24 protein-coding genes and 2 pseudogenes are annotated in these 26,164 nt (G+C 47.9%); 16 read left to right on the top strand and 10 right to left on the bottom strand.

What is annotated here, in order from left to right; translation table 11 throughout:
- Positions 1–146: 146 nt before the first annotated feature.
- Both pap and psaK read left to right on the top strand, forming a co-directional pair.
- Complete coding sequence (gene pap / locus K4A83_RS13955; protein WP_265265215.1) at positions 147–1,640, top strand: polyphosphate:AMP phosphotransferase; 1,494 nt, start codon at positions 147–149, stop codon at positions 1,638–1,640.
- A 117-nt stretch (positions 1,641–1,757) separates the two neighbouring features.
- Positions 1,758–2,021 (top strand): photosystem I reaction center subunit PsaK, encoded by a 264-nt coding sequence (gene psaK / locus K4A83_RS13950; RefSeq protein WP_026079972.1) that lies wholly within the window; start codon positions 1,758–1,760, stop codon positions 2,019–2,021.
- A 40-nt stretch (positions 2,022–2,061) separates the two neighbouring features.
- Here psaK and K4A83_RS13945 read toward each other — a convergent pair whose 3' ends face one another.
- Positions 2,062–2,574 carry a HugZ family pyridoxamine 5'-phosphate oxidase gene (locus K4A83_RS13945; RefSeq protein WP_265265214.1) on the bottom strand — a complete coding sequence of 171 codons (513 nt, stop codon included), beginning with the start codon at positions 2,572–2,574 and terminating at the stop codon, positions 2,062–2,064.
- Here K4A83_RS13945 and K4A83_RS13940 point away from each other — a divergent pair.
- Positions 2,573–2,890: a transposase gene (locus K4A83_RS13940; RefSeq protein ID WP_265265213.1), complete on the top strand. Its 318-nt coding sequence runs from the start codon at positions 2,573–2,575 to the stop codon at positions 2,888–2,890. The genes K4A83_RS13945 and K4A83_RS13940 overlap by 2 nt on opposite strands.
- On the opposite strand, the gene K4A83_RS13935 is transcribed toward K4A83_RS13940, so the two are convergent.
- Positions 2,844–3,341, bottom strand: coding sequence for a cobalamin biosynthesis protein (locus K4A83_RS13935; RefSeq protein WP_265265216.1), 498 nt, complete (start codon positions 3,339–3,341; stop codon positions 2,844–2,846). The genes K4A83_RS13940 and K4A83_RS13935 overlap by 47 nt on opposite strands.
- A gap of 417 nt (positions 3,342–3,758) precedes the next feature.
- On the opposite strand from K4A83_RS13935, the gene K4A83_RS13930 reads away from it, so the two are divergent.
- A complete protein-coding gene (locus K4A83_RS13930; RefSeq protein WP_265265211.1) occupies positions 3,759–4,520 on the top strand; it encodes a proteasome-type protease in 762 nt (253 codons plus the stop codon).
- Positions 4,521–4,756: 236 nt separating this feature from the next.
- On the opposite strand, the gene K4A83_RS13925 is transcribed toward K4A83_RS13930, so the two are convergent.
- Both K4A83_RS13925 and K4A83_RS13920 read right to left on the bottom strand, forming a co-directional pair.
- A complete protein-coding gene (locus K4A83_RS13925; protein WP_265265210.1) occupies positions 4,757–6,967 on the bottom strand; it encodes a hypothetical protein in 2,211 nt (736 codons plus the stop codon).
- A gap of 643 nt (positions 6,968–7,610) precedes the next feature.
- Positions 7,611–9,599, bottom strand: a complete 1,989-nt coding sequence (locus K4A83_RS13920) for an iron uptake porin (protein ID WP_265265209.1) — start codon at positions 9,597–9,599, stop codon at positions 7,611–7,613.
- A 195-nt stretch (positions 9,600–9,794) separates the two neighbouring features.
- Here K4A83_RS13920 and K4A83_RS13915 point away from each other — a divergent pair, with 195 nt between their 5' ends.
- Entirely contained in the window at positions 9,795–9,947 is a 153-nt protein-coding gene (locus tag K4A83_RS13915) for a hypothetical protein (protein WP_265265208.1), read from the top strand.
- A gap of 4 nt (positions 9,948–9,951) precedes the next feature.
- Here K4A83_RS13915 and K4A83_RS13910 read toward each other — a convergent pair whose 3' ends face one another.
- Complete coding sequence (locus K4A83_RS13910; protein ID WP_265265207.1) at positions 9,952–11,358, bottom strand: protein kinase domain-containing protein; 1,407 nt, start codon at positions 11,356–11,358, stop codon at positions 9,952–9,954.
- Between the two features lie 345 nt (positions 11,359–11,703).
- Here K4A83_RS13910 and K4A83_RS13905 point away from each other — a divergent pair, with 345 nt between their 5' ends.
- Together K4A83_RS13905 and K4A83_RS13900 are read left to right on the top strand one after the other, a co-directional pair.
- Positions 11,704–13,206, top strand: a complete 1,503-nt coding sequence (locus K4A83_RS13905; RefSeq protein WP_265265206.1) for a hydroxysqualene dehydroxylase — start codon at positions 11,704–11,706, stop codon at positions 13,204–13,206.
- Positions 13,207–13,231: 25 nt separating this feature from the next.
- Positions 13,232–13,537, top strand: coding sequence for a hypothetical protein (locus tag K4A83_RS13900; RefSeq protein WP_265265205.1), 306 nt, complete (start codon positions 13,232–13,234; stop codon positions 13,535–13,537).
- A 5-nt stretch (positions 13,538–13,542) separates the two neighbouring features.
- Here K4A83_RS13900 and K4A83_RS13895 read toward each other — a convergent pair whose 3' ends face one another.
- Positions 13,543–14,205 (bottom strand): class I SAM-dependent methyltransferase, encoded by a 663-nt coding sequence (locus K4A83_RS13895; protein WP_265265204.1) that lies wholly within the window; start codon positions 14,203–14,205, stop codon positions 13,543–13,545.
- 100 nt (positions 14,206–14,305) lie between these two features.
- On the bottom strand, positions 14,306–15,220 hold the full coding sequence (locus K4A83_RS13890) for a branched-chain amino acid transaminase (protein WP_265265203.1): 915 nt from the start codon (positions 15,218–15,220) through the stop codon (positions 14,306–14,308).
- 361 nt (positions 15,221–15,581) lie between these two features.
- Between K4A83_RS13890 and K4A83_RS13885 the strand changes: the two genes are divergently transcribed.
- Entirely contained in the window at positions 15,582–16,151 is a 570-nt protein-coding gene (locus tag K4A83_RS13885; RefSeq protein ID WP_265265201.1) for a septal ring lytic transglycosylase RlpA family protein, read from the top strand.
- A gap of 345 nt (positions 16,152–16,496) precedes the next feature.
- A complete protein-coding gene (gene aroA / locus K4A83_RS13880) occupies positions 16,497–17,846 on the top strand; it encodes a 3-phosphoshikimate 1-carboxyvinyltransferase (RefSeq protein ID WP_265265200.1) in 1,350 nt (449 codons plus the stop codon).
- A 66-nt stretch (positions 17,847–17,912) separates the two neighbouring features.
- On the opposite strand, the gene mgsA is transcribed toward aroA, so the two are convergent.
- The gene (gene mgsA, locus K4A83_RS13875; protein WP_265265199.1) at positions 17,913–19,196 is read right to left on the bottom strand and encodes a methylglyoxal synthase; all 1,284 of its coding nucleotides are present in this window, start codon (positions 19,194–19,196) and stop codon (positions 17,913–17,915) included.
- Positions 19,197–19,263: 67 nt separating this feature from the next.
- Between mgsA and K4A83_RS13870 the strand changes: the two genes are divergently transcribed.
- The 7 genes and pseudogenes from K4A83_RS13870 to K4A83_RS23245 all read left to right on the top strand — a co-directional run bounded on the left by K4A83_RS13870 (position 19,264) and on the right by K4A83_RS23245 (position 25,678).
- On the top strand, positions 19,264–21,051 hold the full coding sequence (locus K4A83_RS13870; RefSeq protein WP_265265198.1) for an ATP-binding protein: 1,788 nt from the start codon (positions 19,264–19,266) through the stop codon (positions 21,049–21,051).
- 238 nt (positions 21,052–21,289) lie between these two features.
- Entirely contained in the window at positions 21,290–23,446 is a 2,157-nt protein-coding gene (locus K4A83_RS13865; protein WP_265265197.1) for a tetratricopeptide repeat protein, read from the top strand.
- A gap of 188 nt (positions 23,447–23,634) precedes the next feature.
- A complete protein-coding gene (locus K4A83_RS13860; protein ID WP_265265196.1) occupies positions 23,635–23,844 on the top strand; it encodes a ribbon-helix-helix domain-containing protein in 210 nt (69 codons plus the stop codon).
- Positions 23,845–23,850: 6 nt separating this feature from the next.
- Complete coding sequence (locus tag K4A83_RS13855; protein WP_014274069.1) at positions 23,851–24,417, top strand: hypothetical protein; 567 nt, start codon at positions 23,851–23,853, stop codon at positions 24,415–24,417.
- A gap of 3 nt (positions 24,418–24,420) precedes the next feature.
- The gene (locus K4A83_RS13850; RefSeq protein ID WP_265265195.1) at positions 24,421–24,657 is read left to right on the top strand and encodes a hypothetical protein; all 237 of its coding nucleotides are present in this window, start codon (positions 24,421–24,423) and stop codon (positions 24,655–24,657) included.
- 374 nt (positions 24,658–25,031) lie between these two features.
- Positions 25,032–25,274: a hypothetical protein gene (locus K4A83_RS13845; RefSeq protein ID WP_265265194.1), complete on the top strand. Its 243-nt coding sequence runs from the start codon at positions 25,032–25,034 to the stop codon at positions 25,272–25,274.
- Positions 25,274–25,678 (top strand): annotated as a pseudogene (locus tag K4A83_RS23245) (PIN domain-containing protein). The gene K4A83_RS13845 and the pseudogene K4A83_RS23245 overlap by 1 nt, the downstream one beginning before the upstream one ends.
- Positions 25,679–25,820: 142 nt before the next feature.
- Here the strand turns inward: K4A83_RS23245 and K4A83_RS23240 are convergent.
- Together K4A83_RS23240 and K4A83_RS13835 are read right to left on the bottom strand one after the other, a co-directional pair.
- Positions 25,821–25,907, bottom strand: a pseudogene (locus K4A83_RS23240) (DUF3368 domain-containing protein); the annotation flags it as partial.
- A 51-nt stretch (positions 25,908–25,958) separates the two neighbouring features.
- Positions 25,959–26,164: transposase (locus tag K4A83_RS13835; RefSeq protein WP_265265193.1), on the bottom strand; the 206-nt coding region annotated here is incomplete at its 5' end.

The following is a 26,164-nucleotide window of genomic DNA, read 5'->3' as shown; positions in this document are numbered from 1 at the left end:
AGGGGGGCAGGGGAGCAGGGGAGCAAGGGGGCAGGGGGGCAGGGGGAACAATTATCAATTATCAATTATCAATTCCCTGACCTTGACTCACCTTTCACGGCTCTCTTGCTAGAGTTAGGGATGAACCCACGAGAACTTACTACTCTATGTTAGATACTCTGGATCTGGAACATTCCCTCGACAAAGACACCTATACAACCCAAGTTGAGGACTTAATGCAGCAGTTACAAGTCCTACAACAATCCTGTTGGGAGCGTCAACTACCCTTGATTGTGGTTTTAGAAGGATGGTCTGCGACGGGGAAAGGGTCCCTCGTGAAAAAAATGGTCAACTCAATGGACCCCCGAGGGTTTTCTGTTCATCCTACCCTCGCCCCCACCCCCACGGAGGAACAATATCCGTTTTTATGGCGCTTTTGGCAACAACTGCCACCCCGGGGAAGCTTTGGCATTTTTTACCATAGTTGGTATACCCATGTTTTAGAGGATCGTCTGTTTGACAAATTGCCGGAATATAAGGCCCCCCAAGCGATGGCGCAGATTAACGCCTTTGAACGTCAACAGGTCGAGGATGGAGTTGCGATCGCCAAGTTCTTTATCCATATCAGCCGCAAAGAACTCAAAAAACGCATCAAAACCCTCGCGAAAGATGAACTCAGCGCTTGGCGAGTGCGTCCCGAAGATTGGTTACAAGCTAAATATTACGCTCAATACTGTGCCTTAGCCGAAGAGATGTTTCTTCACACCAGTACAGGTGTAGCGCCCTGGGTCTTAGTGGAGGGCAACTGTAAACGTTGGACTAGGGTCAAAGTATTATCACAACTGGTTTCTACCCTTACCAGTGCCTTAGATCGTCAGGCCATCCAACAGCCTGTTCCCCCCAGCACCCCACAAGTCCAATTGCTGCCCACAGAACCGGATTTTCTAGCGAAAGTAGACCTTGCTCTGAAACTGGATCGAGAGGAATATAAAGAAAAATTGCGTAACGCTCAACTGGAATTACTTCAACTGCAATTACAAATTCATAAACATCAAATTCCGGTTCTATTGGTTTTTGAAGGGTGGGATGCAGCCGGAAAAGGGGGAGCGATTAAACGCTTTACCGATATTCTCGATCCCCGCAGTTATGAAGTCAATGCCTACGCTGCCCCCACAGAGGAAGAACATACTTATCATTACCTCTGGCGCTTTTGGCGGAAACTCCCAGCAGCGGGGAAATTTGGCATTTTTGACCGCAGTTGGTATGGTCGGGTATTAGTGGAGCGAGTGGAAGGGTTTGCCACAGAGGCAGAATGGCGTAGAGCTTACCGAGAAATTAACGAATTTGAAGCCCAATTAGTGACCAGTAATTATGTGTTAGTCAAATTCTGGTTACATATTAGCCCCGAGGAACAATTAGCCCGCTTTGAAAAGCGCAAAGAAGATCCCCTCAAACAATATAAATTAACTGAGGAAGATTGGCGCAACCGGGAAAAATGGCCCCTTTATGAGGTGGCGATTAACCAAGCTATTGGACGCACTAGCACCCCCGGAGCGCCCTGGACGATTGTCCCCGGAAACGATAAATACTATGCCCGAGTATTTGTCATTGAAACTGTAATTCAAGCGGTTAAAGCGCGCTTGAAACAATTTAAAGCCTAGGACAACAACTGATAATTGATTATTGATAATTGATCCGGGGTGTATCCCCCTGGGCGATTTTGTGGCAAAATGAGTCGTCAAAAGCCATGTTAATAATTGGAATAAAGGAGAAAACCCTTGACTCATACCCTTTTACTTGCTGCTGTTGGTGGAACTTCCGTAAGCTGGAGCCCGAAAGTCGCCATCGTGATGATTGTTTGTAATATTATTGCGATCGCCTTCGCCAAATTCACCGTTCAACAACCCAGCGTAGGCCCCGCCCTGCCCATGTCTCCCTTTTTCGGGGGGATGGGTTTCCCCGCCCTGTTAGCCACCACCAGCTTTGGGCATATCCTCGGCGCCGGGGCAATTCTGGGTTTAGCCAGTTTGGGTGCCCTCTAATTTCCCCCCGGTGTCAATCCTAGAAGGAGCAGGAAATCCCCTACTTTGATGACGAATTGGGGTTTCCTCTCTCTTCTAGCACCAAGCGGTTTAAATCATTGCCTCGGATATGATACGCCCCCCCGAAGCCTAAAATAAACCGCCCCTGAGTCGGAGTTAATTCCACCACCCGAAAATCCGGTAAACGCCGAAATACCGTCACAATATCCCCAAATTTTTCCTGAAATTGATCGGCAATATACTGCCATTCCCCAGTGTTACGTTCCATGAACTTTGCTTGACAAAGATAGCTTAAACGGCAACGAGCAAAAATCTGTTGAGCGCTCCCTTCATCTTCAATCAACAGCACACTGGCTTGAGGACGGACTAACAAATTTTGGGTATGGGTCGATAAACCACTGACAAATAAATAAATTTGTTTCTGGGCATTCATAATAAAGGGTGCATAACTGGCATCTGGCACCCCCTCCCCACTGACCGTGCTTAACATCAGACTGTGAAACCGTCTGGGAAAACTTTGGTAAATTTCCTGCGCTTGTTGAATTGAATTCATGTATTTTTGTGCTTTTGAGCGAATTATTGACCGCACCCTCCCCATCAATCATCATAACGAATTCACCTGTGGTGCAGAACAAGACCGGGATGTGAATGCCAGTGTAAATATTATGGCGGCAGGGCTTGCCGACCTGAATGGACAGGCGTTAAGCAGTGTTAGACCCCAATCTGGGGCGGTTGCTTGTCTGTCTACCCATCAGGAGTCCACTGAATGTGGACAGACTGGGAATCCCCGTGCCTTTAGGCCGGGGAGGATGTCAACCTTGCTTAATACGACATTTCCGATTTTCGCTCTACGGCAACGGCAAGGGTGACAGCCCCCTTGCGCCCAGCTTGCTTGATAATTTGCTTCGGCACCAACAACACAGCCCCCTGTCCCCCGGCCGCACAAAGGGCAGCCGCTTCCGCAACGCTGGGGATGCCGACTTTCTGCTGCACTACCCCCGAGGGAGTGGGAACCCGAATCCCTTGGAGTTGCTGGCCTGTAAAGGTTTTTAGAGGGAAATGGCGATCGCGACAGAGGGCTAAAATCCCGGTTTCATGGGCTTTTATATCCAAAGTGGCAACTCCTGCGATCGCCTCCCCTGCGAGATCATAATCTCCGAACACCTGATCCACCCCCTCAGCGATTAACCGAGCATCCGTACCCCTTGCACACCCTATCCCCAACCATAGCACCCCGGAACAACACAATCGAGAACCCTTCTGCTCCCCAATCCGCAAACCGCCACGCCATCCCATCAACATCCCATACTCAGCGTCCACAGGCAAAAGCCCTGCCTCCCAAGGCTTGTAGAATCTTAACAAGTCACACTTGCTTTTCGTGCTGCCTAAGACTAACCCATTTTGGGGTTAGGTCGCCATTCATCCTGTCCCCAACCTTCTTTCTGACGCGGGTACAACTTAACTCCATTCAGATAAGCTTTCACCAAAGCTAAACTTAACCAAAACCCGCGCAATTTTGGGCTAAGATAGAAAAGGCTCATATTGTATTGTCATGACCCTAACTTCAAGACCGTACTTTTGATCAAAATGGTTCAACCCTTGCCCTAATATTTAAACTTAAATATTTTGAGCGAAACAGACAATACTGGCTTAAAAATAGCCGCTTTAACTTCTATTTTTCACCATAAAAAAGCTTGAGTGACGCAATTTAGCTTTCAATCTAAACTAACACAGGGTATGACATATTGTTTAGGCATTATCACACGCTCCGGTCTGGTCATTGCCGCCGACTCACGCACCAATGCCGGAGTAGATTACATTTCCACCTATCGGAAACTATTTGATTTTTCCGTAACCGGAGAACGAGTTATTATTATCTGTACATCCGGGAATCTCGCCATTACCCAAAGTGTAATTACCGCCCTAGAACGAGACATTGAAAATCAAACTGAAACCAACCTACACACCCTGAACTCTTTTTATGATATTGCCCATTACGTGGGCAGTAAAATTCGTGAAGTTCAAGAGCGAGATAGACCTTGGTTAGAGCGAGATAATATTGACTACAAGTGCAGTTTACTATTAGGGGGACAACTCCCCGGAGAAAAACACAAACTGTATTTAGTTTATCCCCAAGGCAACTTTATCCAAGCCACCAAAGAAACCCCCTTTATCCAAATTGGAGAAACCAAATACGGTAAACCCATATTAGATCGGACTCTCAGCTATGAAACCCACTTAGAAGCCGTAGCTAAATGCGCCCTTCTTTCCATAGACTCAACCATGAAGTCTAACCTATCCGTCGGACCTCCGATTAATTTAGTCATGTATGAACGAGATACCCTAGTCTTGCGTCACCGTCTCCAATTACGCCTAGGTGCGCCCTACTTAGCCAAAATGCGCAAACTCTGGGAAGAATCCCTACGTCAAGCCTTTGATGCCATGCCTAATCTAGAGTGGGAGTATGGGGACGAAACAGACGATATCTTTCTAGATTAGAGAGAAAAAAAGAAGGTTATCTGTAGGTTGGGTAGAACCCAGTGCAACCCAACAAATCACCACCCAACAGTAAGAAACCTTGAAATTATCTGTAGGTTGGGTGGAGTGCCAGCATAACCCAACAACTCACCACCCAACAAGCTAACATTTCGGTATTTCATATCAGAAAAACCCCGCTCACATTAAATGAGCGGGGTTATTTATTCAGAGAACTTTATTCAGCATGGAGTCGTGAATTAGTTAGGAAGAATACTAGGATCAATTTCTTCCAAACCTTCGATTCCTTCTAATTCAATCCCTTCGTCATCGACTTCAACTTCAGCGTCGTCATCGACTTCAACTTCAGCGTCGTCATCAACTTCAACTTCAGCGTCGTCATCGACTTCAACTTCAGCGTCGTCATCGACTTCAACTTCAGCGTCGTCATCGACTTCAACTTCAGCGTCGTCATCGACTTCAACTTCAGCGTCGTCATCGACTTCAACTTCGTCGTCGTCATCAACTTCAACTTCGTCGTCGTCAACGTCTAAATCATCATCATCATCAACATCTAAGTCGGTGTCATCATCAACATCAGCGCCGAAATCGAGATCATCCTCATCAGCCGCCAGTTGATCATAGATAGATTCAGCTTCCTCTTGAGAGATTTCGCTTAAACCAACCAAAGAGGGGAAAGCACGGCTAGAAGGACCACGGAGTTTGTAACCCAACGCTAAACCACGACCACGACCGCGAGAAGCGACTAAGTAACGAACACCAGAGACTTCACCAAACTGGACATCAACTTGTGCTGTTTGATTCACAAAGTAGATAGGAGAACCTAAGACCAAGAAGCGACCACGACCGCCCCGACCTGTGAAGATATTCACAATCGCGGGATTAAATTTGAAGCGGTTGTTGCGCTCAAATTTAACTTTGATTTCGTTGCTGATGCGCTCTTGTTGTTCAAATTCAACACTGGCAGGAGTGACTTCAACTTTCACATCCTCAAATTTGATTTTGCCACCGTCGAGAACATTGAAGCTAAAACGACCAACTTTGAACACATCGCGGGTTTTGAATTCCCGTTGGTTAACAGTTAAGAAGTTAACATTTACTTCCGTACCAGCATTCCGCAGGGCTAAGAACGTGGGATTTCCGGCCAAGTTTTCGTACTTGTAGTTACGAGACAGACGAGATACATTGACTTCACCAACACCACTTTGGGTCAGGAATTGAATATCGCCTCGGAATTTACCATCTAATTCAAAATTCGTGCTATCTTGCTTCACTTTAAACTCAACGGGTTTGTCGCCGCGTAAGTTGCTGCCACTAAAAGCGGTAGCAGTGGAGTTCAGCAGTGCAAAATAACCACTTGCTTGACCATCAATTTTATAGTTCAGCGAGCGAGCCAAGTCTAAAGAAGCACGGTTTTTCTCGGTGACATCGCCCACTTGTTGCAGGTTAGCCATCGCAAAGTCAATAGCACCAGACCCTTCAATCTTGAACTTGTTGCGACTACCACCACCAACGGATTCAATTTTGAACTTGGTCGCTTCACCAGACACCCGGAGACTGCCATCAGAGTAATCAAGGTCAGTCCCTTGGGCGGTTGCTAGTTGATTCTCAGAAGAACTAGAGGTGTTGCTGGTGCCACTTGTGCTGGTGCCACTTGTGCTGGTGCCACTTGTGCTGGTGCTACTTGTGCTGGTGCTACTTGTGCTGGTGCCACTTGTGCTGGTGCCACTTGTGCTGGTGTTGCTGCTGGTGCTGCTACCACCTCGGTTCAGAGTAACGTCTTTCCCTTCAAACTCAAATTTGATTTTTTGAGTAGCGATGGGGATAACTTCAGGAAGAGTTGCACCAGCCGTCTGAACAAAGCGGTAGTCAGAGGGTAAGTCAATCAAACCGTTGTCAATATTGGCATCAATCTGACCGATTTGCAGTTTTCCTTCAGTGGGGGTGAAGCCAGTTCCTTGAACATTGGAGAGATAGGGTAGGAACAGTTGAGGAGCAGCAACTTCAGGTCGGATTAAGGTACCTGGAACATTGAGGGGGTTACTGTCGAAGAAACCAACCTTGAAGCTCAGAATCGTATCAACACGGGAGAAGGGAACGAGGAAACCATTACCGTTAAAAGCAACCCCAGACAGTTGACCTTGTAATAACCCCGTGTCTCCGGCGTTCACTTTACCGTTGCCACCATCATCAAAGTAGCTTCCGGTGGGGATAAAGTTGGGGTTAGTCAGGACACCGTTGGGGCTAACGATGCGCAGTTGGTTAATACCGATGTCAAACAGGCTAACATTCCCTTCTGGGTTTTGAGAGGGAATAAAGAATGCTGCTTCACCTTGAATGCTACCACCCGTCACAGGGATTTGAGCTTGAGCCGCAGGAGCAACGCCGAGGGCAAAAGTTCCGGCCAGACCTAAAAACAGTGCAGTTTGACGAGTTGATTGAGAAACCATAGTGAAATACTCCACAAGTAAAATGAAGATGAGTTGGACTGTTGTTGATTTAGAAGTCTCTTGCTGTTGGATGGACTCCTAGAAGCAAGCTTGAAGTACAGCCAGTTTAGATTGGGAGAGAGAAGGTAGAAGCCCCAGAAGGAAAAGAGAAAAGATTGCGGGACTGGTTTACAACTGCCCATTTTAGGGCTTTTTTCTCTTCTGTTGTCTCCTATGACGGGAGGGGTTTCCCAAGTGTTCCCAATTTTAGAAAAATTTTTCTGAGTAATTTTTCAAGGGGACTGGTGATTTTAGTCACAGAACATACGCAGAAAAAGTCACGATTTTAGAGTAAATGACATCCGCAAAATGTACTAATTTTGTTGCGTTTTTATCTGTGATCAATCCGCCTGATTGGGGACTTCTAGGCTCTCTCCTCGATTCTAGAAAGCATTGCCTTGTTTCTAAAAACTCCCCTGCTTGCTCTTTGGGCTTTTCTGGCTTCTTTACCCTTCTGTTTTGGATCGAGATCAATGATCTGAAATTAAGTCTAGGGTCGAAGTATTAAAAGTTACTGACTCTAGAGCAGGGAGAAGACCAAGAGGGGAGAACAGATTAAAAAGGGGGAACAAAGTCCCCCTCTTGTCAGGTCTTAAGTGCCACTCTAGAAGCTGAAGGTGGTGCGCAACGCGCCGATGGTGACGGTGCTGTTTCTGCTGTTGTGACCGGGGTTAAAGACGAAGATCACGCCCGGTGTGATGCTGATGTTATCGGTGAGACGTAGCCGATAGAAGGCTTCGAGGTGGTAGCTGGTGGCAGGTTGGCCGCCAGCCGGGGGGTTGACGACGTTTTGGGAGAAGCCGGGGATATTCCGACCTAGACCGCCTTGGGAGACGTTACTGCTGGTGATTTTGGGGGGTTGCCCAAAGTAGAGGCCGCCGAGGTTGCCTTGACCACCGAGGTCGGGGAAGTTCAGGAAGGCCATCCAGTTGAGGGTTTCCACGGTTCCGGAGCCGGGGAGGTAGCTGGAGGTGCTATAGCCGACCCAACCGCCTAGGGTAAATCTGGGTGTTACCCGCCATTCGGTGTTAAAGCCAAAGGCGTTGGTCTGCATGGGGGCGCGGAGGAAGGCTCCACTGTTACTGGTGATTAGTTGATCATCGCCTAATCCGGTGAGCAGTAAGCCCAAGGGGGAGTAGGAATGGATGTATTGCAGGGCTACGTCGATGTCGTCGGTGGGGGAGAGGACTACTTGTAACCCGGCGGTGGTGGCGGCGTAGTCCCCGCCAAAGAGTCCACCGTTAAAGATGGTGCCGGGGAAACTGTTCTCGGGGTCGCTGGAGGAGTAAACGGCTTGTAAACTGGCGATGGGGGAAATTTGCCAGTCTAACCCGATACCGCCTTGACCGCCCCCGATGCTGGAGATGGGGTTACGTTGGGCAAAGCGTGACAGGGGGCCACTCCCGGCGCTTTCTACTCGGTTGGAGCCTCGGAAGACGTTGACGGGGCTAATCCCACGGGGGCCAACCATGACGGCTAGGTTGTTGCCGAAGAGGTGACGGTAGTTGAGGTCACTGAGGAAGAGGTTGGCGTTGGTGTCGCCTTCGTAGGCTAATCCGACAAAGTTCCGGTATTGGCTGGGTAGGCTGCGATCGCCTGCGAAGGAATCGACGGTGCTTCCTGTCCCTGCTTGGAAGCTGGTGAGCAGTAAACTCCGGGGACTAAATTGGGTGAATAAGCTCAGTTGAGCATTAGCAACGACGTTAATGCTTTCTTGACGGTCTTGGAAACGAAGTCCCAAGAAGTCGAAAGTTCCCCCGTCACGGCCTTGAATCCCGATGATGGCTTGACCAAAGAGTTTGGTCGTAGTGGAGAATTGATTATCTTCTTGGAAGGTGATCCGAGCATCGAGGGCATCGATGCGACCGCCTAGCATTTCGAGTTCCCCTTGAAATTCGCGCATTAAGGCCTGTAGCACTTCGAGGTCTTCCCGGGTGGCGAGGTCGGCGGTGGACTCGGCAAGGATGCGCTCAATCTGTTGTAAGCAGGCGTTGAGTCCGGCGGCGAATTCATAACGACTGAGGGCGCGGTTGCCTCGGAAGGTACCGTCAGGATACCCGGCAATACAACCATAGCGAGTTACAAGGTCACTCAGGGCTTGATAGGCCCAGTCCCCGGGAAAAACGTCCCGAAACTGGGTGACGCTGTTCACTTGGGACATGGGATCCCCTTCAACTTGGTTGTTGAAGATGACGGGAGTCGGTTGACTGGGGTTGGCGAGGGTTTCCTTGAGGTTGGAGGATGACGATGGGGCGGGAGCAGATGGGGTATTAAAGAAGGAAGGCGGTTTTTGGGCGTTGGTAAAGCCTTGGGCAGGAATCGCTTCGGAAGATTGCAGAAGAGACGCTTCCGTAAAAGATCCTTCGGATTTCTGGTGTCCGGTTACAGCAGCAGTTAATGTAGATGCGGCGGGACTGTTGCTGACAGTGGACTCTGATGATTCAACAGAGGACTGAGCTTTGGCAGACGAAGAAGACGCTAGCAGTTCTGACGCGGGAGTTGCTTGAGCTTGTAAGGGACTGGTAAACAAACCCAACAGCGTGAGCAGGACGGCAGAAGAAAGCGTTTTCTCTTGTTTAAATTGTAGTTTCACGGTTTTATGACTCCTCAAAACACCATATCAATCATCGTCAGACCTAAGATGGATCAGGAATCATTTAACCAACTGCTTAATGAAAATTAAGACAGGAGGGGGGTTCGACTACCCGAGTCCTGACACACAACTTAGTTGAATTCTACAGTTAGCACCAACTCTGACCGAGTTAAGTTTGATGAATGACTGCAATTCTTGGCTATTTTAGCGGATTTATTGACCAGTGAACACGGACAACAAGCTGAGATTAACCGCTCGCCCTTTTTGGGTCGAGAAAAATTAATCGAGTCTCTCGAAATTGGGGTCAAGGAGCAGCACAGCTTAACCTTTTTGATCTGGGGGGTTTGAACCACTAAGCTTTATACTGTTGACTCATGATTTCTAATTGCTTGCGAATCCCTTCGGGATTCAGCCAACCATAACCCGCTTCTCCTAACAGTCTCAGCAGTTGTTGAAAATCCTCTTCTGTCCAATCGGGAGAACCATAACGGGTGAGGGCTAATCTAATTTCCTCTTCTGAGAGATAAGCAAAAGGATTGGTTTTCTTAAAGAAAAGACGGGGTAGGTGTTTGGTGAAACGGGCTTGAAGCCAATCTTTGGGGGAAGGTTTGGCCGGGATAAGATGAACTTGTAAGTTCAGGGTATATTTAACTTCCGGCGTAGAATATTGATGTAAAACAATCTGCCGTTCGTAGCTTTCCCCAAGGGTTAAATGATGAGGATCAATAATGAGTTGATAGTCTCGTTGTTTGGGGTCAAAATGAGCGGGATTAATGCGAATCCAAGGGTGAATGGTTGGACTGTGGGGGGGATCATCGGAGTGGGGGGCAATTTCCCAAGTTCCTGCGGTCAGGGTGGGGGGGAGTTCTCGGGTGAGTCGCAGGGTTTGGGTGAGAACTTCTCCGGTGTGATGGGCTTTAACTACTATGGCCGGCTGTTTGAGGGCAACTTCCGGTACGGGGGCTAGGGACAGCCATTCTAGGGCGTTTCTCGCTTGCTGGGCTGATTGATAGGGGCTGGGGTGGTCTGGATTGACTAAACACTCTAACCACTGCACAAAGTCGGGGTTGAGGGTTGAGAGTTGTTTTTGTAGGGAAGCTAGGGAAAGGCGATCGCCAACGGAGGACATTTCCTCCCAAGGTGTTTGGGTAAACCAACTCAGCCACGTCATTCCCACATCGCGCAAATCTCCCCACACTGTCTCCGGTTCGTCGGACTCTGACTCTCTGGGCCAACCTAAATCGACTAAGTAGAGGTTGAGTTGCGCATCTAGCAGAATATTCTCGGGTTTGAGGTTGTGATGAATAATGGCTGGAGTCTGTTGGTGTAGTTCACTGAGCAGGTCTAATAACTTCAGAAAAACTGTTTTTATCTCTAGGAAAGATAAATCTTTTCTATGATTAAGGGATTGACAATTATCAATATAACTGCGTACTACACATAAACCAGTTCCCTGCTCCAAATGGGTGGGAAAACCATACTGATAGGTCAACAGTTGAGGATGATTGATGGTTTGTAGACGTTGAATTTGTGGTTTCGCTCTTTGCCACGCTGAAACCATCTCATCTGGCTCCGTTCCCTCAAAGTGTTTGATCACCACTTTCTGCTGAGTAATGGTATCTTCAGCCAGATAGGTGATACAACCGCTCTGGAGAGACTGTCCGAGTTGTTGCAGCATTTTGTAGCGCTGGGTCGGACGCGCTGTTTCTGATGGGACAACAGGAGTTTGAACGGAATTTTGCTGAGGCTCTGGTGTCAACGTTTGTAGTACCCCTTGGCTCTGGGAAAGGTTATTAGTATAAGTCTCGCCAGTGTAAATCTCGCTAGCATAAATCTCGCCAACGAATGCACTGGACGAGGGAGAAGAACTCGAAAGATTGGGTTGCTGAGGTTGTACCATTGCTGTTGTTGTTCAGAGCGATCGCCAAAATAATAACCTTGAGTGAGAGCGAGATAGAGTATAAACGGATTCAGAGCATCTAACTCCCCTTACTTTACCGGAAAATATTCCAGAGTGTTCAAGCATCATGAATCCTTATCAAGGGGCAGCCCATTCATTCCCTGCTCATGGCATCCTTAACTATAAACCCTGACCCAGAAAAAAATGCCAGAATCGAAAAGAATCATCGTCGTGGGTGCAGGCTGGGCCGGACTCAGCGCCACCTATCACCTCGCACAACAAGGATATCAGGTAACACTACTTGAAGCCGCTTCCCAACCCGGTGGACTCGTGGCCGGCTGGAAAACCCCCGGTGGACGTTCTGTAGAGGGGGGAATTCATGGTTTTTGGTATCCTTACCGCAATATTTTCCGGTTAGTCGAACACCTGAACCTTGATCCCTTTACCCCCTTTACCCGTTCCGCTCAATACTCCCCTCAAGGGTTAGAAGTTGAGTCTCCCATTTTTCAAGATGAAATTCAACTCCCTGCCCCCCTCGGCACCTTTTTTTATCCTAAATTTAAACGCCTCCCCCTCATTGACCGTCTTTCTGCCCTCCCCCTACTCCATGCGGTGTTAGACTTCGACAATTCTGAGGCCGCTTGGCAACGTTACGATAAAATGACAGCCCGAGAACTCTTTAAACAATATGGGGTGTCAGCGCGTTTATATCGCGAAGCCTTTGAGCCGATGTTATTAGTCGGTTTGTTCGCCCCCGGAGAACAATGTAGTGCGGCGGCGGCGTTGGGAATGCTCTATTATTTCATCTTGGCTCATCAGCCCAATTTTGATGTCGTTTGGTGTCGCGGCACTGTGGGGGAAATGATCTTTAAACCTTGGGTGCGGGAAATCCAAAAATTAGGCGGACAAGTTCTGACGAATCAACGAGTAACAGATTTAATGCTCAAGGAAAACGGTCAAGTGCAGTCTGTCATCTGTGAAAATGACCGCTTTGAAGGGGATGCCGTTGTGTTTGCCCTCAGTGTAATTGGCATTAAACGGATTATTGCTCGCAGTAAGACCCTGAATCAATACCCAGAATTCCGTAACTTAATGAATCTCAACGGGATTGATGTTTTAGCCACTCGTCTCTGGTTTGATCAAAAAGTCCCCATTCCCCTCCCGTCTAACGCTTGTTTTGGTTTTGATAGCACCACGGGCTGGACATTTTTTGATCTCAATGCTCTCCATGATGATTATAAGGAGGAAACGGGGAGCGTTATTGAGGCGGATTTTTACCATGCTAATCAATTGTTACCCATGACGGATCGGCAAATTGTCGCTAAGGTGTACCGGGATTTGCTTACCTGTCTCCCCCAACTCAAGGAGGCAAAAATTATTGATAAAAGTGTGATTCGGGTGCGTCAAGGTGTCACCCATTTCTCTCCGGGGAGTTATCAATACTTATTGCACCGCAAAACTACCATTCCCAATCTCTTTTTAAGTGGGGATTGGATTATTACCGATCATGGGTCTTGGTCCCAAGAAAAAGCCTATGTGACGGGTTTAGAAGCAGCTAATGAGGTGATCGATTATTTTAAAACTGGGGAAAAAGCCCAAATTATTCCCGTCGAACCCGATGAACTCCATATTCAATTTTTGCGTAGCATAAATAAGGGAATTCGTCAAGTGCAAGATGCTGTTTTACCAGATTTTTGGTTAGACTAGAAGCAAAATCATTGAGGGAACAATTATGAGTGAACGAGAAAAACAGGAGTTAGAAAATACGGGTTTACCGTTGAACACTCAAGAGGAACAAGAGGAAGATATTCAAGTTTCTTCCTCGGAGTTTGTGCCGAATTCTTCTGCTTTGGTTAACACGGTTTCTCAATTGAGTGGGATTGTTTCGCCCTACTTTATCGTATTAGTGGGCTTGTATATCTATAACAGTAATTTCTGGATTGGGATTATCTTAGTGGGGGTGGGAATTGTTTCCTTGTTTAAAATTTCGCTGAGTGATGTTGAACGGTGGATTGAAAGTATCAAGAAGTTACTGTGAGGGGATTAATCCCGTTGAAAAACGACGGAAAGATTATTGGCAGGCATGGGGACAGTTTCCAGCCAGGTTAAACTATGATCGGCGGCTACTTCCTGCACGGTTTCTAGATTACGGACTCCCCATTCTGGATTTTGCGATCGCAAAGACAGATCAAACGCCTCATTACTCGCTGCCGTGTGGACTCCCCCCTGCTTAAAAGGCCCATAGAGATACAAAATTCCCCCCCGAGGTAAAATCCGCTTGGCCCCTGCCATCAGCCCTAAACAAGCCTCCCAAGGGGCAATGTGAATCATATTAATATTAACAATACTTTCAATAGGGTACTTTTCCCGTTCCTCGGCCGTATAATGCGCCGGACTATTGCCATTTTCCACCGGCCAACGAGCCTCACAAACATTTAAAAAACAAGGCGGATATAAATTCGGACTCGGTTCCCCATCTTGCCAAGCTTTAATACTTGCTAATAATTCCGGGTGACAATCACTGGTTAACCAGCGCCGAGGCTTTAAACGAGGAGCAAAATAAACACTATGTTGACCCGTACCACTGGCAACTTCTAAAACCGTTCCAGTGGGGGGAAGAACACGCTTTAAGACCGTTAAAATTGGTTGACGATTGCGCTCCGTCGCGGGAGCATATCGGCGTAAATCCGTTGAATTTTGTTGCACAAGTCAAGTGGATAATGTGAGGAATACGAGGAGCAAGAGATCAGGGTTAAGACGAGAGACAATTAAAGTCATCTTCCCCCATTTCAGAAGCCTTTTAAGCTTAATTCAGAGGAACTTTATACACCCAATCCTGATAATCAGAGTCACGATTTTCTGTAATAGCGACCAGTTTCCCCCGTAGTTTGTCCGTAATCGGTCTAACTTTGGGTAATTGATAGTTTTCAATCTGTTTAACGGGCGTAATTTTCGCCGCCGTCCCACTTAAAAAGACTTCATCAGCAATCAGCAATTCCGTCTTATCAATCCCCCGTTCAATTACCGGAATGCCAAAGTGTTCCGCTAAAGTGACAATACTATTACGGGTAATCCCCTCTAAAATATCTTGGTCATAACTGGGGGTGATTAATTTGCCATTACGCACCATGAAAACATTCATCCCCGAAGCCTCGCAAATCTTGCCCTGAGAATTCATTAATAGCGCCTCATCAAAACCGGATTCGACGGCCTCAGTTTTAGCCAGAGAAGAGGCAATATAAGCCCCGCTAATTTTACCCCGTAGGGGAAAACTGCGGTCTTCCTGACGATGCCAAGAACTCACCCGACAACTTACCCCATCAGGGGATAAATAGTCCCCCAACTCTAACCCGTAAACAAAGAAATCTTTTTCGATATTATGTAAACGGGGGGCAATACCTAAGTCAGATGTATAGACAAAGGGGCGAATATAAAAGGAAAAAGTGGGCTTATTTTTTTGAATAAATTCAACAATGACCTGTTGAATCTTGTCCGCCGGAAGATCAAAATGTAAAAAGCGCGCACTGTTGCTGAGGCGTTTACAATGTTCATCTAGCCGAAACAATAAGATTTGTTGCGGATTGTTGGGGTCAGGAATGCCGCGCAGTCCTCCAAATGCTCCGGTGCCATAGTGTAGGGCATGAGTGGCGATGGAAATTTTGGCTTCAGCAAAGGGAACAAATTGGTTCTGGAAATAGGCGATGGGGAGGAAGTTGTGCATTGCAAATGATGGGGAAACGGTCGTGAGAATGGCAATTCTATCCTCTGTGCAGTATATCATGGCTATTGAGTTTAGAGGCTAGGGGATCGGGAAGGATCATGAGGATTGGGCTAATTCACTCTAGCTTTACAGGTTGGGAAGATTTTATAAAGCTTTGGTAAATCGTATAAAAAAATACTCAAGAATATTTTGCTTTGCGTAGATTGGGGGTATTGTGAAATTAGGTCATGAGTTTTTTCAAGGGTGTCGGTGAATTGGTTTTGCGGTCGAAGCGTTTGAGCAAAATCACCCATGATCTAGGAGTGAAGACACCAAGAGGTTGTAGGGCTTGGGAAAACGATGTCCTACTAAGGAGGCGACTGTGAGTATTCAATCTCGAATTTTATGGGGATCAGCCCTAACTATCGCGTTGGGGTTCGGTATCGGATTATACCCTACTTCTGCGGTGATTGCGGAGGAAACGGGCAAGGATGAAAAAGAGATACAGGTGGCGGTTGTGGGTCAGCCGGAAAGTCCACCGAAGGAGGAAAAGGTGATGACGCGGAGTCCTCATGCTCCTCGTTCTCAGAATAGGGTTTCTTCTCAGAGAAGGACGACTTCAGAAGCGGTGGCCTATCGTCCTGCTCCGGCCACGTCCCATTTATATCGTGGGGTAGCGTCTTGGTATGGCCCCAATTTTCACGGTAGACGGTCAGCCAGTGGGGAAATTTATAATCAGAATGCGATGACGGCGGCCCATCGGACGTTACCGTTTGGCACAAGGGTGAGGGTGACGAATTTGAATAATGGTCGGTCGGTGGTGGTACGGATTAATGACCGAGGGCCTTTTATTGCCGGGCGTGTTATTGATTTATCCCGAGGTGCGGCTCAGGAAATTGGTCTGATTCGTTCTGGGGTGGCTCCGGTGAGTGTGGAAGTGTTGGGACGTTGACCTAGGGCAAACCTTGACAAGTTAAGCCTTTTCTACTCTTGTCAAGGTCAGGGAATAGGGAATTAAGAATTATTCCCTATTCCCGACTCCCGTTCGCGCAGCGTGACCCAGGAATGCTCTTGACTTCTAACTTTGGGTCTTAACTTGTCAAGATTCGCCTGGGGGTTAAGGATCGGCGATTCCTATGCTATCTTTAAATGTGATTCATAGGACTCCCGTTAGAACCAATAGGTTTAACGGTGAGAGTGTCAAAGTGTTCAGTTGGTTGTCAGTGTAGAGCGGGTCACAAAAGCCAACCCATTGGAATGTCGGGCTGGATTCGGTCAATCATTACATTATAAAGTTATGCTCGTTGTTCTTGTTCCCAATGCCCCCCATCAAGATTTAATTATTACGCCCCCCAAGGGAGGTTTAGCCTTACAGGGGAGGGTGAAAATTCCGGGGGATAAGTCGATTTCTCATCGGGCATTGATGTTAGGGGCGATCGCATCAGGAACCACGACCATTGAAGGCCTCTTACTCGGAGAAGATCCCCGCAGTACCGCCGAATGCTTCCGGGTAATGGGGGCGCAGATTTCCCCCCTTAATAGCCATTCTGTCACGGTGGAGGGGATTGGTCTAGGTAACTTACAAGAACCCCCGGATCTGCTCAATGCAGGCAATTCCGGCACCACCATGCGCCTGATGTTGGGCTTGTTGGCTTCTCAGCCTGAACGGTTTTTTGTGGTGACGGGGGATGATTCCCTGCGATCGCGCCCCATGTCCCGTGTCATCAAACCCTTACACCAAATGGGCGCCCAAATTTACGGTCGCCAAGGAAACTCCCTCGCCCCCCTAGCGGTACAAGGTCAATCCCTCCAAGGCATTCACTATCAATCCCCCATTGCTTCGGCTCAGGTCAAATCCTGTATCTTATTAGCAGGACTGGCCGCCGAGGGGGAAACCACGGTGACTGAACCTTCTCTCTCCCGAGATCACAGCGAGCGGATGCTAAAAGCGTTCGGGGCGAAATTAACCGTAGACCCTCAACAGTGTAGCGTCACCATCACCGGACAAACCGGAGGTTTAACCGGACAGAAAGTGATTGTCCCCGGAGATATTAGTTCCGCCGCCTTTTGGTTAGTGGCCGCCGCCATTGTACCGGATTCAGAATTGGTGATTGAAAATGTGGGCGTAAACCCTACCCGCACCGGAATTTTAGAAGCCCTGGCCTTAATGGGGGCAGATATTCAGCGCGAAAATGAACGCCTCGTCACTGGGGAGCCCGTGGCCGATTTGCGAGTTCGGCATAGTGCTTTAAAGGGCTGTACCATCGGCGGAGACTTAATTCCTCGCCTAATTGATGAAATCCCCATCCTGGCCGTTGCCGCCACCTATGCCCGGGGAACAACCGTCATAGAAGACGCGGCAGAGTTACGGGTGAAAGAAAGCGATCGCCTCGCCGTCACCGCCTCCCAACTCAACCGCATGGGTGCCAACATTACCGAACGCCCCGACGGCCTCGAAATTCGTGGCGAAACCCCTCTCACTGGGGCCAGCGTAGATAGCTATACCGATCATCGGATTGCCATGAGTTTAGCCATTGCCGCCCTCACCGCCCCCACCCCGACCACCATCCACCGGGCCGAAGCCGCCGCCATTTCCTACCCCAACTTTATCGAAACCTTAGAGCAGGTTTGTAGCGGTTCAGTATAAAACGCGAATCCGAGAAATCTCGGAGGAGAAGCCTACACTTACCCGACAGGGAAGTGTAGGAGTACGTCAATTCTGCACTGATGGCCCCACCGGACAAAGCACCGTTAAACTTTGGGGAAAACATTCCACCTCAACTGGAGTTGTGCCAATAATTTCCCCATCAAGAACCACTTTTTGGGGAGGATTAGCCGTCACCTTAATCTTTTGGGCTTGGATATGGACAATATCCGGGTGATTGGGCTCCACCTGCACCAACGCCGAACCAAGCAGTTTTAACATCGACTGTACGGCCTCTAGCTTGCCCGTAGCCGTGGCAATGGTCACATCAAGGACACCATCATCAAACACCACCTGTCCCTTGCCCTGAGCTAAAATAGAGGTGGGAGGTGCCGCATTGGCAATGGTAATCGCCCCCGCTTCAAACTGGCGTACTGTATCATCTACCGTGATTTCGGTTTCAAAAAGAATACCTGTATCAATTTTTTGCCATCCTGCCATAATATAGGCCAACACCCCCCAACGATTCTTAGCTTCCCGGTTCGCCTGTTCTACCGTTTCCGCCTCATAGCCCACCCCCGCTAATAAAATCATGGGTAAACCATTACAGCGCGCCGTGTCCACAATACGGGTTTTCCCGGCCACAATGACCTCGCAAGCATGGGAAATGGGATTCAGGCGAGAAATGCCCAAGGCCACCGCAAAAGCATTAGCGGTTCCCCGGGGGATAATGCCCAGGGGAATATCTGTCCCCATCAAGACCCCCGCCACCTGAGACACCGTACCATCTCCCCCCGAAGCAATAATTAAATCGGCTTGGGCTGCGATCGCCTTTTGCGCCAACTCCTGGGCCGAAACCTCCGGCTGCGTCTCATGCACCACCACACTCATGGCCGGAGTCAGCATTTGTTTAATCAGATTTAACTCCTCTTGGGCATTTCCTTGACCCGAAACCGGGTTAAAAATCAAGTGGGCAATACGGTTTTGTCGCAGACGCTCCATAATGAACTCAGCCGTGGCGACATTGGTAGCCAGAGCGACATTATGAACCGCGCAAATCCTTTGTAAGGCTTGAATATCCGGTTCATGGGGTTGGGCATTGAGGGGGTCAATTAAAAAGACCACCACTTTTACACGACCCTCAGCCACTTGAGCAGAAATCTGGGCATCTCCCCCCAAAGGCCCCGATAACAGAGCATTAACCTTGAGTCCCGTGGCGTTTTGAATCCGTTGTCCAGTGGTCCCAGTAGCAATTAGGGGATAACGTTGTAATAAGGCCTTATGGCGTTTAACAAATTCCACCATTTGATCCTTTTTGTTGTCGTGGGCAATGAGAGCAATGGTTGCAGGCATAAGAGAATAGGAAATAGGGGATAATATTGAATGAGCCATTCAGGTAGTTGCGATGGGTTTTTAACGCATGATGATTGAAGTTTTGTCCCTCCTAGCCAGTGCTGGATTAGGAGTTATGGCGGGCGAGTCTTTTAAGTGGGCGCAACAAAAAGCGGGGGAGCGCAATCACGATGTTGAGAAGGCACTACTTAATGCCCATGACCGCAGTTTAAAGGAAATTCTGACCTGTTGTCAGAAGATGCCGGAATGGGAGGACTTTAAGGATGAACTTTTAGCACGAATTCAGCAAATTAAGCAAGATGGTGAACAAATCTTAATAATTGTCGAGGGGGAACAGCCCCAAGGCAGTGAGGGGAGTTGGCAAGGGAACCAACAGCAGACCATTGGGAGTCAATTGATGGAGCGTCTTGAAAGGGAACACCAGTGGCTACGAGAAGCGCCTCCGGTTTTAGTGAATACCTTCCGCAGTTTATATGTACCTAGCTTGGTGCATTATTTCCGCTTAGAAATTAAATATAATACTGTGGTTTTTAACACCTTAACTTACGACTTACTCAACCAAATCGGAGAGCAGGTCGGGGATACTGAACAGAAAATCCGACAAATTCGGGATAAACTTGATCAAGGAATAGATCGTTTTATTGCCTCTTTTCCGGTGTTAGATGAACGGTTTAATCAATTGCTGACGACCTTAAAAGGGACTATTCCAGTTCCGGCGGATTTTGCCGCTTTTATTGAGGAAAAAACCCAGGAATTTTTTGGCAGAGAATTTGTGTTTAATGCCATTGAGGAATTTTGCCAGAAACAAGCCAAGGGTTATTTTATCATTGAAGCAGACCCCGGCGTGGGTAAGAGTGCGTTATTAGCGCAATATGTACAGCAAACGGGATGTCTGGCTTATTTTAATATCCTGTCGGAAAACCGCACCAGCACGGAAGATTTCCTGGGAAGTATCTGCGCTCAACTGATTGAACGCTATGGGTTAGCCTATGACTTACCCCTGCATCCTGATAATACCCGCAATGGCAACTTTTTGAGCAAATTATTAACCGAAGCGGCGGCAAAAACTGACCGTTTAGTGATTGCGGTGGATGCTTTGGATGAGGTGGATTTAAGCACGCAAAATCGGGGGCAAAATGTGCTTTATCTCCCGGAAAATTTACCGAAGGGGGTCTATTTTGTCCTGACCAAACGCCCGGATTTTTTGCCTTTTGTTGTTGCGGCACCACAGCAGGAGTTTGATATGATGTCCGATGAGTATTATCAAGCGAATTTAGCCGATATCCAAGGGTTTATTCGCTATCGCTGCCAACGGGAACCTACCCAGCGCTGGCTGGCGGCCCAAGGGGTGACAGAGGCGGAATTTATCGAATTTTTGGCGGAGAATAGCGAAACTAACTTTATGTATTTAAAGTATGTTCTCGATGATATTGAGCAGGGGAAATATGCGGCTTTGAACTTGGCAAATTTGCCCAGGGGTTTGCAGCAATATTATGAGCAACATTGGCGGCGTATGGGGATGGTGACGAAGCCGTTACCCCGGACGAAGTTAAAAATCATCTATTTATTGTCAAAGACTCAGAAGCCTGTATCCTGCGATTTGTTGGCGGATTTTGCGGAGGAAGACCCGTTAACAGTGCAGGAGGTGTTGGATGAATGGGAGCAGTTTTTGCGCCATCGAATTATGGAAGATGAGGAGGTTTATAGTATTTATCACAAGAGTTTTCAGGAATTTTTATTTAATAGGAGGACGGTACAAAAGGCGGGGGTATCTTTGCGGGATATTGAACTAGATATAGTTGATAATTTGTGGGATGGTTTGTATGGAGAAGATGAGAACAATAATGAAGAATAATTAGTAGGTTGGGTGGACGCAGGAAACCCAACATCTTAGTAGTAGGTTGGGTGGACGCAGGAAACCCAACATCTTAGTAGGTTATGTGAACCGAGAGCGATCGCATTAGGAGTAGGTTATGTGAACCCAGTAAACCCCACAAAAACTCAACCACCGCCAGCCTAGAGTCCGAGTGTGTTGGGTTTCGCGATCGCTCCACCCAACCTACTATAAATTGTTCTATTTTCACCCGTGAGTTATGACCAGCTTTATTGAACGGCTAAACAAATTATATCCAGAAAAGCGGCGCTATGCCTTAGAAAAATTCCCTAAGCATCTCGTTAACACTGCCCAAACTGCACGACTACAGAAGCTGCTGACGGATTTTGACTTTATGCAGGCAAAACTGGCGGAGTTCGGGGTGCAAGCCTTAATTGAAGATTACGATTTGGCGATGAGTTCGGATGTCTTACTGAACCCGGAACAGACGGAAACCCTGCAATTAATCGCTGGGGCGTTGCGGCTATCGGCTCATGTTTTGGAATCCGATAAAACCCAACTGGCGGGGCAATTTTGGGGGAGGTTGCTGTCCTTTGAGAATCCAGAGATTGTGGCTTTACTGGAACAGGCAAAACAAGCCCAGAAAAAACCCTGTTTTCGTCCCCTCACCACCAGTCTTACACCTCCAGGCGGGCCGCTGATTCGCACCCTCACCGGGCATAGTGACTATATAAGTGCAGTGGCCATCACCCCGGACGGCAAACAAGCGGTTTCCGCATCCAGGGATAACACCCTGAAACTGTGGGATTTGGCTACGGGGTCGGAAAAAGCCACCCTCACCGGGCATAGTGACTATATAAGTGCAGTGGCCATCACCCCCGACGGGAAACGAGCGGTGTCTGCATCGGGTGATAACACCCTGAAACTGTGGGATTTGGAGCAGGGGAGGGAACTCGCTACCCTCTCTGGGCATAGTGACTGGGTAAGAGCAGTGGCGATCGCCCCCGACGGGAAACGAGCGGTGTCTGCATCGTATGATAAAACCCTGAAACTGTGGGATTTGGAGCAGGGGAGGGAACTCGCTACCCTCTCTGGGCATAGTGACCATATAAGTGCAGTGACCATCACCCCGGACGGGAAACGAGCGGTGTCTGCATCGGGTGATAACACCCTGAAACTGTGGGATTTGGAGCAGGGGAGGGAACTCGCTACCCTCTCTGGGCATAGTAGCTTGGTATGGGGAGTGGCGATCGCCCCCGACGGGAAACGAGCGGTGTCTGCATCGGAAGATAACACCCTGAAACTGTGGGATTTGGAGCAGGGGAGGGAACTCGCTACCCTCTCTGGGCATAGTCACTGGGTAACGGCAGTGGCGATCGCCCCGGACGGGAAACGAGCGGTGTCTGCATCGGGTGATAAAACCCTGAAACTGTGGGATTTGGAGCAGGGGAGGGAACTCGCTACCCTCACCGGGCATAGTGACTATATAAGTGCAGTGGCCATCACCCCGGACGGCAAACAAGCGGTTTCCGCATCCAGGGATAACACCCTGAAACTGTGGGATTTGGTGACGGGGGAAGTGTTAGCCACCTTTATCGGGGATGGTGCGATGCTTTCCTGTGAGGTTGCACCGGATGGGGTGACGGTGGTGGCGGGGGATGATGGGGGGCGGGTGCATTTTCTGCGGTTGGAGGGGGTGGATTTTCTCCCGTTGGAAATGGATGCCCCTTTAACCTCGCCTTCTGAAAATCCCTTGAATTTACTGTCTGAGGGCTTATCTCTGGTACAGCAAGGACGGGAGGAGGAAGCGATGTCCTGTTGGGAAAAAGCGGTCAAACTTCGACCCGATGCTGCCGCGATGATTGGGGGGAATATAGTAAAAGCCCTGGAGAAGCAAGGCAAGGCACTGTGGGAAGCAGAAAACTATGAAGGGGCGGTGCGTTGTTTTCAAGGGGCGGTACAACTGCAACCGGACAATGCTGAATATTGGACTTGGTTGGCAATGTCACAACGACGTTCTGGAGATGCAGAAGCGGCACTGTCTAGTTATGACACTGCCCTAAACTTGAAAGCGGATGCGGCTTATATTTGGGATAATCGTGGTCTTGCTTTATTGAGTTTGGGCCGCTATCAGGAGGCAATAGGGATTTACCAAAAAGCCTTAGAGTTGGATTCTGATTATGCCAATGCTTACTATAATCTTGCTTGTCTTTATGGGTTGCAAGGGGAGGTCGATTTAGCCATCCAAACCTTACAACGGGCGATTGAGTTAGATTCAAAATATCGCGAGATGGCAAAAACTGATAGTGATTTTGACAGCCTTCGCCAGAATAGTCGATTTCGGGCGTTGTTAAAAGTGAGACGGATAGGGATTTTGACAGCCTTCGCCAGAATAGTCAATTTCGGGCGTTGTTAGAGGAATGAGAAAGCTGGGGGATAAGAAACCAGGTTTCTCAACCCGATTGGGGTGAGGCGGCAGCGGTTATGGCAAAAACCGGGTTTCTGGGATGTGGGTGGAGGGCAAGAAATCCATGTTTTTTACCTGCGTCCGAATCACCTACGCGATCGCTATAATGGCGAGAAAGCAAGTTTTTGGAGAACGTCATGCAAATTACCTTAAACAAGCAACAAGAAGAGTTTATCGCCGCCCAGTTAGCCCAGGGCAATTTTAGCCATCCTGATGAGGTGGTGAATGCCGCGTTTAAGTTGCTCGAAAAATTGCAAACTGAATACCCAGACTGGCTCACCGAAACCCGCGATCAAGTCAATCTGCCGCCTTTTTCTGGAAGTGGGGAAAAGGCTAATAACGTTTAAGGAACAATGACAGATACCACAGAACTTGATAAAATAGTAGCAGTATCCAATACAGGACCTCTCGTTTCAGCCTTTCAATGTGGTCGGATTGATTTACTCAAGCGATATTTTTCGCTCCTTTACATTACCACCTCTGAGGTACAAGAACTAGATGGTCATGGGTGGCTCGATGAAATTACTCAACTCATTGGTGAGGGATTTGTGGTTGTTGCCGAATTAACCGATTCAGAAAAAAAACAAGCAGAAACTGTAGCAAAACGAATTGCGCGATCGCACAAAAATACCCGTTCAGACTGGCGTGATGATCTCGCTGAAGCCGAGGCCATAATTCTCATGCAAAATCGCCCCGATCTAAATGTGGCACTTATTCTTTTAGATGAGAAAGCTGCCCGTCAAGTTGCTGGGGAAATGGGGTTAAAAATGACCGGATTTCCGGGGATTTTAGGACGGGCTGGACTAGACGGGATTTTAACGAAAGATGACATTCGGCACCTCCTCAAAACCTGCCAGCAACAAGGTACATATTACGGCGATAAATTAATTGAAACCCTTGTAGAAAATTACGGAAGGTAAACCATGACTAAACAAGTTCCCGAACCCAATGCAGAGTTACTCTCGGCTGAAGATATTCATCAGGATGTGATCACTCTAACAACTGCTTTAGAACAACGCAAGGCTGAACGTAAAGCCTATCACATATTATCCCGTCCAGATATCCGTAACTTGCTCGATCGCATCCTAGCCAGTGGAATTTGTACCACAGAAGAGGAAGCCATAGAACGTGCTCTGACCATTTTGATTTCTGGAAGTTGAGAAAGCGAGTTTCTGGAACGATTTGATAAAATACGATAACTCAAAGGATGAAACGATGCTATAAATCACCATAAATTGGAAACCTGAACCCCAAACTTTGACCCAACTGGTACAGATTGCGATGCAAGAACAGAAAAGTTTAGAGACTCTGCTGGATGAGGCAGTTACCTAGTATTTACAAGCAAATTGAGCCCCGAACACCCTTTCTGTATCTCCCACTCCCCCTGACCCCTTCCTCGGTGGTCTATAATGATGGTAGCCCGAAACTGGGCACTGAAGCAGAAGCCATCCTCACCGCAGAAATTGAATCCTCCTCGGGTTTATTGTGGAGGATGATAAAATATCGAAGACGGATCAATTGAGGAAAATCACCGATGCAAATTACCATCAACCTACCGCCAGACCTCGAACAAGACCTCATCCATCAAGCCACAGAATCTAATATTCCCCTGCCTACTTTAATTTTGCAAGTGTTACGCCGCACAATGCAAACGGCACCCATTCCAGTGTCCCAATGGTCAGAAGCGATTTTGTCTTATCAAGGAATCCCTGATTTCCCCGCTTTCGAGTCCTATCGCGATGAACTGGTTCCCCCTCGCGAACCGGAAATTTTCTAATGCAATACCTCCTCGATACCTGTGTTATCAGTGACTTCATCAAAGGCGAACCGGGTACTCAAAACAGAATCAAGCAAACCGCCCCAGTCAACATTGCTGTTTCCTCAATTACAGTGATGGAACTTAACTAGGGTTTAGCCCTCAATCCACAACGGGCGGAAAAAATTAAACCCGTTATTCTCGATTTTTTATCGTCGGTGACCATTCTTCCTTTCACAAACGCAGAAGCTGAAAAAGCGGCTGAGATTCGTGCTTTACTCAAATCTCAAGGACAGCCTATTGGGGCTTATGATGTCTTGATTGCTGCCACTGCACTGGAACATCAACTGCTCATGATTACCGCCAACCAACGAGAATTTAATCGCGTTGTTGGTCTTCAAACTGAGAATTGGCGACAGACCTAAAAAACTAGGTTTGATGGGGAGAATAGGTGAGGGTAGAAACCCGGTTTCTGAGATATCGGTGGGGGCAAGAAACTGGGTTTCTGAGCTAGATTTGGGTGAGGAGACAAAGGTGATGGTAGAAACCCGGTTTCTGAGATATCGGTTAAATTTCATCAACCCTGCTCAAAATCTGGTTATATAAAGCTGAAGATACTCTAAATTCTGATGTAGTAATCAGCGTATCCATAAGAGGCTTGACCGCATTGACACTCCACTGCCTAAAGGCGAGTGGATTCTTTCCTCATAGACTCTTGTCTAGCCAATCAGAAATTGACCCCGACAGAACGTCTCCGAAAGCATTTTGAATCACGGGCTGTCCAACCGCGATTAATCCACGATTTCTTATAACTTGACTGGCCGCCACATCCCTATTGGTTTTATATCCACAATTAGGACAATTATGAACCCTATTTGATAGATTCTTTTTCCCTGTATGTGTATTACAAT

The sequence above is a fragment of the Spirulina subsalsa FACHB-351 genome (genome assembly GCF_026130165.1).
Taxonomy (GTDB): Bacteria; Cyanobacteriota; Cyanobacteriia; order Cyanobacteriales; family Spirulinaceae; genus Spirulina_A; species Spirulina_A subsalsa_A.
This window is presented reverse-complemented; position numbering and strand designations above follow the sequence as displayed.

Coding starts and splice junctions, on each gene's coding strand:
- pap (WP_265265215.1), top strand. CDS start 147: ATGTTAGATACTCTGGATCTGGAACATTCCCTCGACAAAGACACCTAT.
- K4A83_RS13940 (WP_265265213.1), top strand. CDS start 2,573: ATGTATTTTTGTGCTTTTGAGCGAATTATTGACCGCACCCTCCCCATC.
- K4A83_RS13945 (WP_265265214.1), bottom strand. CDS start 2,574: ATGAATTCAATTCAACAAGCGCAGGAAATTTACCAAAGTTTTCCCAGA.
- K4A83_RS13930 (WP_265265211.1), top strand. CDS start 3,759: ATGACATATTGTTTAGGCATTATCACACGCTCCGGTCTGGTCATTGCC.
- K4A83_RS13925 (WP_265265210.1), bottom strand. CDS start 6,967: ATGGTTTCTCAATCAACTCGTCAAACTGCACTGTTTTTAGGTCTGGCC.
- K4A83_RS13905 (WP_265265206.1), top strand. CDS start 11,704: ATGCCAGAATCGAAAAGAATCATCGTCGTGGGTGCAGGCTGGGCCGGA.
- K4A83_RS13900 (WP_265265205.1), top strand. CDS start 13,232: ATGAGTGAACGAGAAAAACAGGAGTTAGAAAATACGGGTTTACCGTTG.
- K4A83_RS13890 (WP_265265203.1), bottom strand. CDS start 15,220: ATGCACAACTTCCTCCCCATCGCCTATTTCCAGAACCAATTTGTTCCC.
- aroA (WP_265265200.1), top strand. CDS start 16,497: ATGCTCGTTGTTCTTGTTCCCAATGCCCCCCATCAAGATTTAATTATT.
- mgsA (WP_265265199.1), bottom strand. CDS start 19,196: ATGCCTGCAACCATTGCTCTCATTGCCCACGACAACAAAAAGGATCAA.
- K4A83_RS13870 (WP_265265198.1), top strand. CDS start 19,264: ATGATGATTGAAGTTTTGTCCCTCCTAGCCAGTGCTGGATTAGGAGTT.
- K4A83_RS13865 (WP_265265197.1), top strand. CDS start 21,290: ATGACCAGCTTTATTGAACGGCTAAACAAATTATATCCAGAAAAGCGG.
- K4A83_RS13860 (WP_265265196.1), top strand. CDS start 23,635: ATGCAAATTACCTTAAACAAGCAACAAGAAGAGTTTATCGCCGCCCAG.
- K4A83_RS13855 (WP_014274069.1), top strand. CDS start 23,851: ATGACAGATACCACAGAACTTGATAAAATAGTAGCAGTATCCAATACA.
- K4A83_RS13850 (WP_265265195.1), top strand. CDS start 24,421: ATGACTAAACAAGTTCCCGAACCCAATGCAGAGTTACTCTCGGCTGAA.
- K4A83_RS13845 (WP_265265194.1), top strand. CDS start 25,032: ATGCAAATTACCATCAACCTACCGCCAGACCTCGAACAAGACCTCATC.